We start from the raw sequence: 14,787 nt of genomic DNA on the forward strand, positions 1-14,787 counted from the left end.
ATTGGTGCGCATCTTGCTGTGGTCGGCTTTACTTTTGCAATCGCAGTATTTGGTCTGTCGCGTTACCCGCGTTTGGCAAAAATAGCGACTAAGATACATCGGCCCAGCCGTGCGCATGTCACAACGATGTTAGGCGCTGCACTTATGACCGCGTTTATCCTTCACGTATTCCATGGTGCGCCGTAATGGATCTATCTTCAATCAATCCGGTCTTGCTTATCGCGTCACTTATGGTCTCAGCAACACCGATCCTTTTGGCCGCGCTTGGCGAGCTTGTTGTCGAAAAATCTGGCGTTCTGAACCTAGGCGTTGAAGGCATGATGATCACAGGCGCGATCTGCGGTTTCGCGATTGGCGTGAACACGGGGTCGCCCGTATTGGGCTTTATGTTTGCAGCTTTTAGCGGTGCTTTACTGTCGCTGGCATTCGGTATTCTGACGCAGTATTTGCTGTCCAACCAAGTTGCGACGGGGCTTGGCCTAACGCTCGTTGGGCTTGGCCTGAGTTCACTGATTGGTAAGCCTTATGAGGGTATCAAATCACCAACCCTGCAAAAGATGGAACTGCCTGTTTTGTCTGACATCCCTATTGTGGGTAAAATGCTGTTTTCCCATGATCCGATGGTCTATTTTTCGATCCTTCTGGTTACCGCAACTTGGGCCGTGCTCAAATATTCTCGTGCGGGTTTGATCCTGCGCGCAGTTGGCGAAAGCCACGATGCAGCCCATGCTTTGGGATATAAAGTCGTGCGCATTCGCATCTTGGCGATCCTGTTTGGTGGTGCATGTGCTGGACTAGCAGGGGCCTACATTAGCCTTGTGCGCGTACCACAATGGACCGAAGGCATGACCGCGGGTGCGGGTTGGATCGCATTGGCCATCGTCGTCTTTGCAAGCTGGAAACCATGGCGCATCCTCATTGGTGCCTATCTTTTTGGCGGTGTCACTGTCTTGCAGCTAAATCTACAGGCCGCTGGGGCCAAGGTTCCCATCGAGGTCTTGTCGATGTCGCCCTATCTGATAACTATTGCAGTGCTTGTGTTTATCTCCGCTCGCGGGAATCACGGCGCGCCTGCTGCTTTGGGCAAAATTTTTCACGCCTCTCGCTAAGAGTGGTAGACCTAAAACCATCCACAGGGGGATGCATTCTATGAACCGCAGAACACTTCTCGCGACGGCTACAGCTGTTGCAATGACGTTGACAGGCGCTGCTTTTGCAGACGGTCACGCAAAAACCAAAGTCGGCTTTGTCTTTGTCGGTCCCGTCGGCGACGGTGGCTGGACATATGAGCACAACAAAGGCCGTCTCGCGGTTGAAGCGGAATTCGGCGATAAGGTCGAAACAGTGTTCCAAGAAAGCGTTCCTGAAGGTGCTGACGCTGAACGCGTGATGTCACAAATGGCGCTGTCTGGTGCGAACCTGATCTTCACAACGTCTTTTGGCTACATGGACCCAACAATCAACGTCGCGAAGAAATTCCCAGACGTGAAATTCGAGCACGCGACAGGCTACAAGCAAGCTGACAACGTCTCTATTTACTCTGCACGCTTTTATGAAGGTCGCGCAGTTCAGGGCCACATTGCTGGCAAGATGACGAAGACCAACAAGGTTGGCTACATCGCATCCTTCCCGATCCCAGAAGTTATTCGCGGCATCAACGCAGCGTACATCCACGCAAAGCGCGTTAACCCTGACGTCGAGTTCTCTATCGTTTGGGCCTACACATGGTTCGACCCAGCGAAAGAAGCAGACGCAGCCCAAGCGTTGATCGAGCAAGGCGCAGACGTGATCTTGCAGCACACAGACTCAACAGCGCCACAAGCGGCGGCTGAAGCAGCTGGCAACGTCATCACATTTGGTCAAGCGTCTGACATGGCTGAGTTTGGCCCATTGCCACGTGTTTCGTCGATCATTGACGACTGGGCACCTTACTACATCGACCGTGTCAAAGCAGTTATGGACGGCACATGGGAAAGCACATCCACATGGGATGGCATCGGCGCTGGCATGGTTGCCATCGGTGAAATCTCCGATGCGGTTCCAGCAGACGTAAAAACAGAAGCACTGGCGATGATCGATACATTGGCGGACGGCAGCTATCACGCGTTCACTGGCCCAATCAACAAACAGGACGGTTCTGTTTGGCTGGCTGAAGGTGAAACGGCGGATGATGGCACGTTGCTTGGCATGTCCTTCTACGTTGAAGGCATCACAGGCGATATCCCGAACTGATCTCTGATTGGTTACGCTTTTTAGAAGGCCTCGCTTGGAAACAAGCGGGGCCTTTTTTCATTGGATGCGCCGCGTTTCACGTATCGTGATCTGCAGGATCAGGTGCTTTACGTAAGTCGATTGTGATCTGCATAAACACGCTCGAACACCCCAGCCTTTACAGGCCAAGTTAGAGTGCATCGAAATAAACGGAGTACATCAATGACACCTTTCTTCTCCAATGTTCCAATCTGGGTTTTCCCGCTCTTTATAGTGCTCCTCGTTCTGGGCTTACGGGCAAGCAAAGATCGCAGTGTTTCCATTGCTTTGATCTATTTACTGCCCTTGCTTGGAATTCTAACGTTTCGCAATATACTCGCGCTATCCCCGCCAATCTGGGTATGGGCCGTCGCAGCCCTTACCTATGCATGTGGCATAACGCTAGGTATGGCCCTACAAAACCGTTGGAGTGTTGAACGCGGCGCACGGCTTGTAAAATTAAGAGGTGAATGGGCAACATTGACAGCAATGATGATCATCTTTGCAGCAGGGTTTGTGAATGGTGCTCTAAGCACAACGATGCCAGCACTCACGCAAACTGGCGTCTTTACAGCAGGCTTCGCCGCCATAAACTGTTTGGCCTCAGGTCAATTCCTCGGACGCGCAATTGCGACTTTGCGCGCACCGATCACACAATCAAGCTGAGCCCTTTTCAAGTCATGGCGCGCGTGTCACTCTTGCGCCATGACACATATGAAAACCCTTGATGGTACCGCTGCGAGCCACTTTGCATTCGGCACGATGCAGTTCGGTGGAACCGCCAATGAAACCGCATCCCGCGAGATGTTTGATGCGTCTCGCGACGCGGGAATCAACCATTTCGACACTGCGTATATTTACACCGATGGTGCGTCTGAGACGATACTTGGCGAGCTTGCGAACCCTGTTCGTGAGCAAGTAATTGTCGCCAGCAAGGTCGCGTATGATGGCGTTGGTGACACGACCAAGCTGCAAGCAGATTTTGATGTCTCGCGCAAACGTCTAGCGATGGAGTGCGTGGACGTTCTTTATCTTCACCGCCATGTCGGCGCTAATTTACCCCGTGCGATAGAATGGCTTGCCCAGCAACAAAGTGCCGGAATGATCCGCTACATCGGCCTTTCTAATTTCGCCGCATGGCAGGTCATGGACGCTGTTGCACTGGCAAAATCGAATGACACGCGCATTGATATCATCCAGCCCATGTACAATCTCGTCAAACGTCAGGCAGAGGTTGAACTGCTCCCAATGTGCAAGGATCAGGGCATAGCCTGCGCGCCCTACTCACCCTTGGGGGGCGGTCTATTGACAGGTAAATATTCGAACGGCGGCAATGGACGGTTAAAGACCGATGATCGCTATAACGCACGCTACTCACTGGCGTACATGCATGAAACCGCCAAAGCGCTAAAGGAACTTGGTGACGAATTGGGTGTGAACCCTGCGACCTTAGCGGTAGCGTGGGTTGCGCGTCATGAAGCGGGTCCGGTTCCTTTGCTATCAGCACGCTCACAAAAGCAATTGCAGCCTTCATTGAACGCGATTTCCTTTCAAATGGACGATGCCCTTTACGCGCGCATCACGGCCCTTAGTCCCACGCCCCCACCCGCGACAGACCGCTGGGAAGAACGCGTGTGACCCAAAAATTACCACCAACCGCAAGCATCGCGGACCTCTTGCCAGATGGCCGACTTGTAGCGCCCTCTGCTGCAAAAAATATCGGCCCTTTGTCACAGGTTCTCCGCGATATCGCTCCACGTGAAGGGCGTGCATTGGAGATCGCAAGCGGTACAGGTCAACACTGCGTTGCATTCGCCAAAGTCTGTCCAAATCTGACTTGGGTTCCTACGGACATTGATACCGAACGTCTTACTTCAATCGGGATTTATGTCAGTGAAGCACAGCTTGAAAACCTGACATTGCCAGTGCGTTTAGATGCCGCAAAAGCGGGTTGGAGCCGGACGACAGGGCCGCTTGATCTGATTGTGTCAGTGAACCTTGTGCATTTGATCACCGAAACCGATGCACGCACAGTGATCAAAGAGGCGGCGCGCGCACTCGCACCGCGTGGTATCTTTATGTTTTATGGACCCTTCATGCGGGGGGGTGAATTGACCTCGCATGGGGACGCGCAGTTTCACCAAAGTCTGATCAGCACTGACCCAGAGATCGGCTACAAAGATGATTTTGATTTAATTGAATGGGCGGTGGATGCAGGTTTGGACATGGTTCATGTCCTAGAAATGCCCGCCAATAATCTGTGCTTTGTTTTTAGTAAACCGGAGTAAATTACATGACTTTGACCCGCCGCACTACGCTTTTGGGGCTCGCGAGCCTGCCCTTGCTGTCTGCCCCTTCACTTTTGTTGGCCCGGTCCAAATTCAAGGATAACGCACCTGTTGATTTTGGGCGACGTGGGCCATCTTCGTTCCCGGTTCACGGCATTGATGCCGCCCGGTTTCAGGGGCAAATGAATTGGAAGCAGATTAAGCGCCAGGGCATCCAATTCGCTTGGTTGAAGGCAACGGAAGGCGGCGATCTTCTGGACCCGGAATTCAAAGCGAACTGGCGCGCAGCAAAACGCGCACGTATTCCGGTTGGGGCTTATCATTTTTACTATTTCTGCACCGATCCCGATACACAGGCCAAGAATTTCATCAAGAACGTGCCGCGTCTGCGCGGCGGCATGCCCCCTGTGCTGGATCTGGAATGGAACCCGTTTTCGCCAACCTGCACATTGCGTCCCCCTGCTGCCGAAGTACGCCGCGTCGCCAACCGATTTATCAAGATCGTTGAACGCCATTATCAAACCCGCGTCGTTGTTTACACAGCCCCTGATTTCTGGGAACGCAACGATGTTGCACGCCTCAAACGCGATTTCTGGTTGCGTTCAACCGCAAACCACGTCGAAAAACGCTACGGTGTAAGTGGCTGGCAGTTTTGGCAATATACGGCCACAGGTGTTTTGGACGGGATCGAAAAAGAGGTTGATCTGAACTGTTTCAACGGCTCGCAAGCGCAGTGGAATACGTGGCGCAAAAAACGACGCGTCTAAATCAAAAAGGGCGGCACCAGATACGCCGCCCCGTTTGCATAAATGTTATCCATCCACACGGATCGTCGTGTTTTTCGGATCATAAGGGCTGTCTTCAACAATCTCAGAATCCCAAAGCTGGTTCAACATTTTAACCTTTAACTTGGTCCCAACGCTCGCCAGTTCAGGCGTCACATACCCCATGCCAATAGATTTTCCAAAGTGAACAGAATAACCACCTGACGTGAGACGGCCAATCTTTACGCCCTCATCAAACAACGCTTCATGACCCCATGGGTCTGCGTCGCTTGGACCGTCAATCAACAGTGTCACACACTTTGAACGCACACCGATCGCTTCCATTTCGGCCTTGCCTTGGAACTCTTTGGACAGATCGATGAAACGCGGCAAGTCCGCTTCAACTGGTGTCGCATCGCGGCCAAGTTCATTGCCAAACGCACGGTAGGATTTTTCCTGACGCAACCAGTTTTGCGCGCGCGCACCAACCAGTTTCATGCCATGCGGTTCGCCTGCTTTTTCAAGCAGATCAAAGAGGTAGTTCTGCATCTCCATCGGGTGGTGCAATTCCCAACCCAACTCACCCGTATAGGCAACGCGGATCGCATTCACAGGACACATGCCCAACTCAATCTTGCGCGCAGACAGCCATGGGAAACGCCTGTTCGTGAGCGCAGTCACTGGATCTGCATCTTTAATTACTGCATTCAAAACATCGCGTGACTTGGGGCCTGCAATCGCAAAAACGCCCCACTGCGTGGTGACATCCTGAATTTCGATATAGCCAAATTCAGCCGCTCTATCCTCTGCACATTTACGCAAGAAGTCAGCATCATAGGCTGTCCAAGCCCCCGCAGACACAAGATAATAATCGTTCTCGCCATTGCGCACGATGGTATATTCTGTGCGCGTCGTACCTGCCGCCGTCAGCGCATAGGCCAAGTTGATACGGCCAATCTTTGGCAGCTTGTTACAGGTGAACCAATCTAGAAACGCTGTCGCACCCGGTCCTTTGACAACATGCTTTGTGAATGCGGTCGCATCGATCAGGCCAACGCCCTCTCGGATCGCTTTCGCTTCCTCCACAGCGTGTTTCCACCATGTGCCACGACGGAACGAACGTCCCTCAAGGTCGAAGTTCTCAGGCGCGTCCAATGGGCCATAGTAGTTCGGACGTTCCCACCCGTTCACAAACCCAAATTGCGCGCCGCGCGCTTTTTGGCGATCATAAGCAGGGGCCGTACGAAGCGGACGACAGGCGGGACGTTCTTCATCGGGGTGGTGCAATGTGTAGACGTGATCGTAGCATTCTTCGTTCTTGCGCGCCGCATACTCTGTCGTCATCCAGTTGCCGTAGCGTTTGGGGTCAAGCGAGGCCATGTCGATCTCGGCTTCGCCCTCGACCATCATTTGTGCAAGATAATACCCTGTACCACCCGCGGCTGTGATGCCGAATGAAAACCCTTCAGCCAGCCACATATTGCGCAGTCCGGGCGCAGGACCAACAAGCGGATTTCCATCCGGCGTATAGCAAATCGGCCCGTTGAAATCATCTTTCAAACCGCTTTCTTCACATGACGGCATACGATGGATCATCGCCATATATTGATCTTCGATCCGCTCAAGATCGAGCGGGAAAAGATCTGCGCGAAAGCTATCCGGAACACCATGTTCGAACACCGCAGGCGCGTTCTTTTCATAAACACCTAAGATCCAACCGCCTCGTTCTTCACGCACATAGCTTTGCGCGTCCGCGTCGCGGATAACGGGGTGCTCTGGATTGCCATCTGCACGCCACGCTTGCAGCGCTGGATCAACATCCGTGACAATGAACTGGTGCTCAACAGGGATCGCGGGGATCTTGATCCCCAGCATTTTCGCCGTGCGCTGCGCGTGGTTGCCAGAGGCGGTCACAACATGCTCAGCAGTTATCACAACCTGCTCGTCAGAGGCGATCAAATTGCCGCCCTTTTCGATCATCTTCGTGCACGTCACGTTCCAATGCGTGCCGTTCCATTCAAACGCATCTGCTTGCAAACGGCGCACAATTTCCACACCGCGTTGGCGTGCGCCTTTGGCCATCGCCATCGTCACATCCGCAGGATTAATGTAGCCATCCGTGGCGTGATACAAAGCGCCTTCCAGCGTTTGTGTGTTGATCAAAGGCCAACGTGCTTTGATTTCATCAGGCGTCAGGAATTCATAGGGCACGCCACATGTGTCGGCCGTGGTCGCATAGACCATGTATTCGTCCATGCGTTCCTTGGTTTGCGCCATACGCAAGTTACCAACGACCGCAAAACCCGCGTTCAGGCCTGTCTCGGCCTCAAGCTGCTTGTAGAATTCAACCGAATACTGGTGAATATGTGTGGTCGCGAACGACATATTGAACAATGGCAAAAGACCCGCCGCATGCCACGTGGATCCGGAGGTCAACTCATCACGCTCCAAAAGCACGACGTCATCCCAGCCTGCTTTGGCCAAGTGATACGCGATAGACGTTCCAACGGCGCCGCCGCCAATGACAAGTGCTTTAACATCCGTTTTCATAAGCTTGCGACTCCCCTGAGATACCGTTGCATCACTTGTCGCAAAATCAGACCACTTTCGCGAGGCCGCGCCGACGCAAAACTGCAAGAATGCGACCTCAGTTTGTTATGAACGCGCCCACAGCTTCATCTTTCCAAATAAACTTATTCCCCAAGTGCCACCCCTTCACGCCGTGGATCAGCTCCGCCTTGCAAATCCGCACCAATCGCAATCGCGTGCAAACCCGAATTCAGATCGCAAACCTTCACTTTGAACCCCAATGCTTCCAACTCAGGTCCAAGCATTTCCATCGTACTACCTGCTTCAATATCAAACGTTCCAAAGCGGTTCACCCCGTGGCCAAGCGATACAGCCTCTTGCACGTTCATGCCCCAATCCAGATGTGCGATGATTGTCTTTGCGACGTAGCCTATAATGCGACTGCCGCCGGGGCTGCCAACGACCAAAATCGGTTTGCCGTCTTTCAAAACGATCGTAGGCGCCATTGAGGACCGCGGACGTTTACCCGGTGCTACAGCATTCGCTATCGCTACGCCGTCCTTATGCGTGCGGAACGAAAAATCTGTCAGCTCATTGTTCAAAAGAAAGCCACCTACCATCAAGCGCGATCCAAACGCGTTCTCAATCGTCGTCGTCATCGACAGCGCATTGCCGTAGCTATCCACGATCGAGATATGCGAAGTCGAAGGCAGCTCGATACTTTCATCATCCGCCCAGATCATCGTATGTTCAAAAGCGGGAATTCCAGCGGTCACACTGTCTAAAGCAGGACCACCATCCAGCGCCTCGCCGCGCAAGGCAAGGTATTCAGGATCGACCAACCCCTTCACGGGCACAGGCACATAATCACTGTCGGCCATGTAGCGCCCACGATCCGCAAAAGCGAGCCGCGACGCATCGCCAATCAAACGCCAGCTTTGCGGGTTTTCAGCCCCCAATGCGGCCAGATCATACCCTTCAAGCATCCCCAAAATCTGTCCAACCGTCAGTGCCCCTGACGACGGTGGCCCCATGCCGCACACATCATGAGAACGGTAACTAACGCAAACAGGTGCGCGTTCTTTCACTTGATAACTCGCCAGATCAGACAGGCTGAGTACACCGGGATTACCCGCGGTACTCTGCACAACGCGAACGATATCACGGGCCAAATCGCCATGGTAAAAACTATCCGTCCCGTTCATCGCCAGATCGCGCAGGGTCGACGCATAGTCTGCATTACGCAGTGTCTTGCCCACTTCCAACGGAACCCCTGCGGGGTAAAAATAGCCAGAGGTTCCGCCAAAGCGTACCAACCGATCTGCGTCGCGTTCGATCATGCCTGCCAAACGTTCGGACACTTTGAATCCGCCAGCAGCAAGTTCAATTCCGTCTTCAAACAACGACGACCACTTTTGATTGCCCCACTTTTGATGCGCACGCTCCATCAAAGCTGGAGTTGCGGGAACACCTACCGAACGGCCACCTACGACAGCATCCCAGAACTTTAAAGGCTCGCCATTTTCATCTTGGAACAATTTCGGAGTGGCTGCGGCCGGTGCGGTTTCACGTCCGTCCAATGTGCTTACTTCCCCACTCTCAGCGTCATACCAGACCAGAAACGCACCGCCGCCTAGGCCAGAACTTTGTGGTTCAACCAGCCCAAGAACCGTTTGCACCGCAATCATCGCATCTGCAGCTGTACCGCCACGTGCAAGAACCTTGGCCCCTGCTTGGGACGCCAAAGGATTGGCCGCAACAACCATCCAGTCTTGCGCAATCACGGGCGTTCCAGCCGCCTTGGCATTCAGTGAAATCGTGGTTTCGGGTTGGACCGCATCAGCGGCCTCCTGAGCAATCAGGCAAAAAGGCGCAAGCAGCGCCAGTCCTGTTGAAATCAGTCTCTGGCGCATGTCTTTCTCCCTGTTCAGTGCTTTACAGCATTCCCGGAACGACCTGATCCGGCGGGCGATGCCCATCCGCAAAGGTCTTGATATTGATGATAACTTTTTCGCCCATCTCAAGGCGACCCTCTTGCGTGGCCGAACCCATGTGGGGCAGCAGCACGACATTTGGCAGACCTTGCAAACGTGGGTTCACTTCAGAGCCGTGTTCGTAAACATCCAGGCCCGCGCCTGCCAGCTCACCCGCTTGCAGCATCCGTGTCAGCGCATTTTCGTCGATGACCTCGCCACGTGACGTGTTGATGATCACCGCGGAGGGCTTCATCAGTTTCAAACGACGTGCATTCAGCTGGTGAAACGTCGACGGGGTATGCGGGCAATTCACTGAAATCACATCCATGCGCGCAACCATTTGATCAAGGCTTTCCCAGTAGGTCGCCTCTAGTCCGTCTTCGACCTCCGCGCGCAGGCGGCGCCGATTGTGGTAATGGATCTGCATTCCAAACGCTTTTGCGCGCCGTGCAACCGCTTGACCAATACGTCCCATGCCAAGAATGCCCAAACGACGTCCGCCAACGCGACCACCAAGCAGCGCAGTGGGTGCCCAGCCCTGCCATTCACCAGATTGCATGACGCTCAGGCCCTCAGGAATGCGACGCGTCACAGCCAGCATCAATGCCATGGTCATATCGGCCGTGTCGTCCGTCAAAACACCCGGTGTATTGGATACCAAAATCCCACGTTGACGCGCAGTGGCCACATCTATGTGATCAACACCCGCGCCGTAGTTCGCGATCAATTTCAAACGGGGACCCGCTTGCGCAAGCAAGGCAGCATCAATTTCATCCGTGACCGTTGGCACCAAAGCATCCGCAGTTTTCACTGCTTCACTTAGCTCTGCACGGGTCATCGGCGTGTCATCATCGCGCAAACGGACGTCGAATAGCTCTTTCAACCTTGTTTCGACGGCATCGGGTAAGCGTCGCGTCACGACAACACTTAAGCGTTCTGATGGCATGGTGCTCTCCTTGTGGCTTTTCAAACAGGCGGTTCACGTGCAGAGTGCCGAAAAGCGCGGGCAGCTACAAGAACCTATGCGCAATAATATTACGCAGTCAAAGTACAGGCCATCAAATGAAACCCTTTGCAACGCTTTTGCGGGCAACCTTGCTATGTGTATTTGCCTCTTCCGCGATTGCAGCGGAACGCGGAGCCGAGACCAATCTTCCCTTGCCGCGTTTCGTTTCCCTGAAAGCGTCCGAGGGCAATGTGCGCCGTGGTCCATCGCTAACGCACCGTATTGACTGGGTTTTCAAGCGCCGCGATATGCCGTTGGAAATCACTGCAGAACATGGCCATTGGCGTCGTGTGCGCGACCGTGATGGTGCCGGCGGTTGGGTCCATTATTCGCTATTGTCGGGAACGCGCTACGTTTTGATCGAACAAGATATGCTGGCGCTTTATCAACGCGCCGACCCCGATACGCCCGTGATGGCACGGCTTGAATTGGGCGTCATCGCGCGGCTTGGTAAATGCGGTCCAAATTGGTGCAAGCTGACATCAGCAGGCTACAAAGGCTGGGCCCCAAAAACATCGCTTTGGGGCGTACGGCCGGAAGAGCTACGCGAGTGATCTAGCGACAGTAGTTACCTGAACGATAGCGTGCCGTATCAAAGTGGAAATGATCCTGATGATAGCGATCCGCGTTGGGGCCAAGCACGGTTCCGAACGGACCACAGGCTGCTTTGTGCATACGCTTTAACGGCTTACCATTCTTGGCAGAACGCCAGCCTCTCAGAACGGTAATCACTTCACCATTCTTCAGTTTAACACCCGAGATATCAATCGCTCGGCCTTTGCCGTGCTCTGAAATCTTGGCACCTTTTTTGTTGTTGCGCGTGCGGCATGCATAATGCGCAGCGACCTTGATCGAAGAAACGCCACCACCGCGTTTGCCAACAGACGGCTTCAGCCCGTTATCGACCCATTTTTTCAGCGCTTTCGCAGTGCCGCAATCCATGATCGAGGCTTGGCTCAGAATGACTCCAGAAACAGAGCGCACCTTGATCGCATTCTTTACACCGCAGCCGTTGATACGGCCCGGAACCAGCCCAACCACATCGCCCTGCAACGCGGGATCGCCGCAAACGGCGCCTTTCGCACGGGCGCGCTCGGCCTTTTTACGTTTCGCCATGACATTTTGAGCAAGGCCCTTGGGCCGCGTGGTAGGGTACAACGATTGCGGCAAGCCAACAGAAGCCAACGCGAGAATGATCTGTGCGTTGCCCGTGACCTGCATTGCTTGCTCTTGCTGAGACAATGGGCGCAGCTTGGGGCGCGCGGGAAGCATTGTCTGAACTTCAGCAACGCTTGGGCGTAATTTCGGACGTTTCAAGATAACCTGCATTTCCTGCCCGCGCGCTAAAGGGCGCAAAGATGCATCAGGCGAAATCGCACCCGCCGGCACTGCGACAAGCGCGCATAGAATGGCAGCAAAGAAGTGCTTCATGTCTTCGTACGTCCAAAATCTGGGGCGTCCGTGTCCTGCCCCGCCTCAATAATACCTCGTCGAATGGCCCGTGTGCGCGTGAAGTAGTCGTGCAGCATGTCACCATCTTCAGTTCGGATCGCTCGCTGAAGCGCGAACAGCTCTTCTGTGAAGCGGCCCAAAATTTCCAGCGTTGCGTCCTTGTTGTTTAGGAAAACATCGCGCCACATGGTAGGGTCAGACGCCGCGATGCGGGTAAAGTCGCGGAAACCCGCCGCTGAATAGTTGATGACTTCGCTATCTGTGACACGGCTCAGATCGTCGGCAACACCAACCATCGTGTAGGCGATCAAGTGGGGCGTGTGTGAGGTAACCGCAAGAACAAGATCATGGTGATCCGCTTCCATTCGCACCGTTTTTGAACCGATCGCTTGCCAAAGTGATTCAAGACGATCGACCGCGTCGCCATCTGTGCCCTCAACTGGAACGAGCAAGAACCAACGTTGCTCAAAAAGTTCTGCAAATCCTGAGCGCGGACCCGAATGTTCTGTTCCTGCAAGCGGATGGGAGGGTACGAAATGCACGCCCTCTGGGATATGTGGACCGACCGCGTCAATTACAGCGCGTTTGACCGAACCAACATCCGTGACTGTCGCACCTGCCTGTAGCGCGGGTGCGATTTCACGCGCGACTTGATCCATTGCACCAACAGGCACGCATAAAATGACAAGATCAGCACCCTCGACTGCTTCGACAGCACTTTCACAGATCCGATCACACAAGCCAATTTCGCGCGCAGTTTCCCGTGTTTCAGCAGAGCGTGCATACCCTGTCACTTCGCCCGCCAAGCCATCGCGCTTGATCGCCCAATAAAGCGATGACGCAATCAGACCCAATCCAATCAGCGCGACACGGTCATAAATCTGGCTCATCGCGCACCGCCTTTGAATTGACCGACCGCATGGGCCACTTGGCGACACGACGCTTCATCGCCCACGGTAATCCGCAGGGCGTTGGGTAGTTTGTAACCCTTTACACGGCGCACGATTAGACCTTGTTTTTGTAGGTAGGTATCGCATTCGCCAGCTTCTTCCTCAGACCCAAAGCGTGCGAGGATGAAATTTGCAAGGCTCACATCGGATGGAACACCATGGGCAGCCAAAGCATGGGCCAACCAATCGCGCCATTTGGCATTCGCGTCACGGCACTGATTAACATAGGCCTGATCGCGCACCGCCGCAGTCGCAGCGGCAAGCCCCGCTTCGCTCAGGTTGAACGGTCCTCGAATGCGGTTGAGCACATCAATGATGTGTTTCGGGCCGTAACCCCAACCAACGCGAAGGCCACCAAGGCCATAAATCTTGGAAAACGTGCGCGTCATCACAACGTTTTCGCACGCGTCGACCAAAGAAGCACCGCCGTCGTAATGTTCGACGTATTCTGCATAAGCCCCGTCCAGAACAAGGATCGCTTGCTTGGGCAGGCCTTCGGCCAGACGTTCGACCTCCGCCAAGGAAATCATTGTGCCCGTTGGATTATTTGGATTGGCGATGAACACCAGTTTGGTCTTTTTCGTGCAGGCCTTCAGGATTGCATCAACGTCTGTCATGCGGCTTTGCTCGGGCACTTCAACAGGCGTTGCACCCGCAGCGCGCGCAGAAATCGCGTACATTGCAAAACCGTGCTCTGTGTGAATGACTTCATCGCCGACACCCGCGTAGGCTTGGCACAAGAACGCGATCACTTCGTCAGAGCCAGCGCCGCAAATAATGCGATCTGCGTCTAGCGAATAGACCTCTGCAATGGCACCGCGCAGGTCTGAATGATCAGACGAAGGATAACGATGCAGGCTGCGCCCCACACTCTCAAACGCCTTTATCGCGGCATCTGATGGACCGAACGGATTTTCGTTAGACGACAGCTTGACCACATTGCTTACGCCCTCCACATGGGCCACGCCGCCTTGATAAAGCGCGATGTCCAATATGCCGGGCTGGGGTTTGATTTTGGTCATGATCCGTCTCCTCATGCGCGTTTTAGCGCTGAGGGGTCGGGAAGGCTAGTATGAAAGGGCGACGGGCGTTTTACGATTGGACCAGTGTTCAAGCGGGGTGCGCAAACGGTGACAACACGCGTGCAGCGAACGGCGACTTCGAGTGCACTTTGCACAAATGCTGCAAACTGTACAGACGGCTGCAAAAGGTGGAAAGCGATGAGCAAAAGTTTTGGGTGTTAAGTATAGGTTAGCATCATCGTTAATCGTCTTCTCATGAGCAACTACCTGATCTTGGTAAGCTAAGTCAGTCACCTCGACCGCATGCTTTTGAAGCGCCGCAAAAATTTCAGGGTGTTGCGACGTTTGCGCGATAACGATCCGATCGCTAGTCAGGTCAATCTTAGTTTCATCACATCCTCATCTGTAGATCGCTGGTAGCACCGACCTTGTATAATGGGATTGCCACAGGCCCTCTCTTAAAGTTGTTTTCAGTTTTCCTGCTTTTTCTACCGATATTCTTGCAGCACTTATTAGGGTCAGGACTCATAACCAAAAGATGACGGTTGCA

General features: G+C 53.8%; 13 protein-coding genes and 1 pseudogene. 8 read left to right on the forward strand and 6 right to left on the reverse strand.

Annotation, left to right across the window (positions count from 1 at the left end; genetic code table 11):
* The 7 genes and pseudogenes from QZ279_RS08130 to QZ279_RS08160 all read left to right on the forward strand — a co-directional run.
* A pseudogene (locus QZ279_RS08130) lies at positions 1-186 on the forward strand (hypothetical protein); the annotation flags it as partial.
* On the forward strand, positions 186-1,109 hold the full coding sequence (locus QZ279_RS08135) for an ABC transporter permease (RefSeq protein ID WP_293449852.1): 924 nt from the start codon (positions 186-188) through the stop codon (positions 1,107-1,109). The pseudogene QZ279_RS08130 and the gene QZ279_RS08135, both read left to right, overlap by 1 nt.
* A gap of 40 nt (positions 1,110-1,149) precedes the next feature.
* Positions 1,150-2,232, forward strand: coding sequence for a BMP family ABC transporter substrate-binding protein (locus QZ279_RS08140; protein ID WP_293449854.1), 1,083 nt, complete (start codon positions 1,150-1,152; stop codon positions 2,230-2,232).
* A gap of 201 nt (positions 2,233-2,433) precedes the next feature.
* The gene (locus tag QZ279_RS08145; protein ID WP_293449856.1) at positions 2,434-2,916 is read left to right on the forward strand and encodes a hypothetical protein; all 483 of its coding nucleotides are present in this window, start codon (positions 2,434-2,436) and stop codon (positions 2,914-2,916) included.
* A gap of 39 nt (positions 2,917-2,955) precedes the next feature.
* Entirely contained in the window at positions 2,956-3,888 is a 933-nt protein-coding gene (locus tag QZ279_RS08150; protein ID WP_293449858.1) for an aldo/keto reductase, read from the forward strand.
* A complete protein-coding gene (locus QZ279_RS08155; protein WP_293449859.1) occupies positions 3,885-4,538 on the forward strand; it encodes a DUF938 domain-containing protein in 654 nt (217 codons plus the stop codon). The genes QZ279_RS08150 and QZ279_RS08155 overlap by 4 nt, the downstream gene beginning before the upstream one ends.
* A 5-nt stretch (positions 4,539-4,543) precedes the next feature.
* The gene (locus tag QZ279_RS08160; RefSeq protein WP_293449861.1) at positions 4,544-5,305 is read left to right on the forward strand and encodes a GH25 family lysozyme; all 762 of its coding nucleotides are present in this window, start codon (positions 4,544-4,546) and stop codon (positions 5,303-5,305) included.
* A 45-nt stretch (positions 5,306-5,350) separates the two neighbouring features.
* On the opposite strand, the gene QZ279_RS08165 is transcribed toward QZ279_RS08160, so the two are convergent.
* The 3 genes from QZ279_RS08165 to QZ279_RS08175 form a co-directional block, all read right to left on the reverse strand.
* Positions 5,351-7,852 (reverse strand): FAD-dependent oxidoreductase, encoded by a 2,502-nt coding sequence (locus QZ279_RS08165; RefSeq protein ID WP_293449863.1) that lies wholly within the window; start codon positions 7,850-7,852, stop codon positions 5,351-5,353.
* A 143-nt stretch (positions 7,853-7,995) separates the two neighbouring features.
* Positions 7,996-9,744: a gamma-glutamyltransferase gene (gene ggt, locus QZ279_RS08170; protein ID WP_293449865.1), complete on the reverse strand. Its 1,749-nt coding sequence runs from the start codon at positions 9,742-9,744 to the stop codon at positions 7,996-7,998.
* Positions 9,745-9,766: 22 nt separating this feature from the next.
* The gene (locus tag QZ279_RS08175) at positions 9,767-10,753 is read right to left on the reverse strand and encodes a D-glycerate dehydrogenase (RefSeq protein WP_293449866.1); all 987 of its coding nucleotides are present in this window, start codon (positions 10,751-10,753) and stop codon (positions 9,767-9,769) included.
* Positions 10,754-10,869: 116 nt separating this feature from the next.
* Between QZ279_RS08175 and QZ279_RS08180 the strand changes: the two genes are divergently transcribed.
* Positions 10,870-11,367, forward strand: a complete 498-nt coding sequence (locus QZ279_RS08180) for an SH3 domain-containing protein (protein ID WP_293449868.1) — start codon at positions 10,870-10,872, stop codon at positions 11,365-11,367.
* A 1-nt stretch (position 11,368) separates the two neighbouring features.
* Here the strand turns inward: QZ279_RS08180 and QZ279_RS08185 are convergent, their stop codons facing one another.
* From QZ279_RS08185 to hisC, 3 genes are read right to left on the reverse strand one after another with little or no spacing between them, the layout of a single operon-like run.
* Positions 11,369-12,244, reverse strand: a complete 876-nt coding sequence (locus QZ279_RS08185; protein WP_293449870.1) for an extensin family protein — start codon at positions 12,242-12,244, stop codon at positions 11,369-11,371.
* Positions 12,241-13,155 carry a prephenate/arogenate dehydrogenase family protein gene (locus QZ279_RS08190; RefSeq protein ID WP_293449872.1) on the reverse strand — a complete coding sequence of 305 codons (915 nt, stop codon included), beginning with the start codon at positions 13,153-13,155 and terminating at the stop codon, positions 12,241-12,243. Before QZ279_RS08190 ends, QZ279_RS08185 begins: the two co-directional genes overlap by 4 nt.
* Positions 13,152-14,237, reverse strand: a complete 1,086-nt coding sequence (gene hisC, locus QZ279_RS08195; protein WP_293449874.1) for a histidinol-phosphate transaminase — start codon at positions 14,235-14,237, stop codon at positions 13,152-13,154. Before hisC ends, QZ279_RS08190 begins: the two co-directional genes overlap by 4 nt.
* Positions 14,238-14,787 lie beyond the last annotated feature (550 nt).

It is taken from the genome of Planktotalea sp. (genome assembly GCF_018607965.1).
Classification (GTDB): domain Bacteria; phylum Pseudomonadota; class Alphaproteobacteria; order Rhodobacterales; family Rhodobacteraceae; genus Planktotalea.

Excerpts from the sequence above, each read along its gene's own strand:
- QZ279_RS08135 (WP_293449852.1), top strand. The coding sequence starts at position 186 with ATGGATCTATCTTCAATCAATCCGGTCTTGCTTATCGCGTCACTTATG.
- QZ279_RS08140 (WP_293449854.1), top strand. The coding sequence starts at position 1,150 with ATGAACCGCAGAACACTTCTCGCGACGGCTACAGCTGTTGCAATGACG.
- QZ279_RS08145 (WP_293449856.1), top strand. The coding sequence starts at position 2,434 with ATGACACCTTTCTTCTCCAATGTTCCAATCTGGGTTTTCCCGCTCTTT.
- QZ279_RS08150 (WP_293449858.1), top strand. The coding sequence starts at position 2,956 with ATGACACATATGAAAACCCTTGATGGTACCGCTGCGAGCCACTTTGCA.
- QZ279_RS08160 (WP_293449861.1), top strand. The coding sequence starts at position 4,544 with ATGACTTTGACCCGCCGCACTACGCTTTTGGGGCTCGCGAGCCTGCCC.
- QZ279_RS08165 (WP_293449863.1), bottom strand. The coding sequence starts at position 7,852 with ATGAAAACGGATGTTAAAGCACTTGTCATTGGCGGCGGCGCCGTTGGA.
- ggt (WP_293449865.1), bottom strand. The coding sequence starts at position 9,744 with ATGCGCCAGAGACTGATTTCAACAGGACTGGCGCTGCTTGCGCCTTTT.
- QZ279_RS08175 (WP_293449866.1), bottom strand. The coding sequence starts at position 10,753 with ATGCCATCAGAACGCTTAAGTGTTGTCGTGACGCGACGCTTACCCGAT.
- QZ279_RS08180 (WP_293449868.1), top strand. The coding sequence starts at position 10,870 with ATGAAACCCTTTGCAACGCTTTTGCGGGCAACCTTGCTATGTGTATTT.
- QZ279_RS08185 (WP_293449870.1), bottom strand. The coding sequence starts at position 12,244 with ATGAAGCACTTCTTTGCTGCCATTCTATGCGCGCTTGTCGCAGTGCCG.
- QZ279_RS08190 (WP_293449872.1), bottom strand. The coding sequence starts at position 13,155 with ATGAGCCAGATTTATGACCGTGTCGCGCTGATTGGATTGGGTCTGATT.
- hisC (WP_293449874.1), bottom strand. The coding sequence starts at position 14,237 with ATGACCAAAATCAAACCCCAGCCCGGCATATTGGACATCGCGCTTTAT.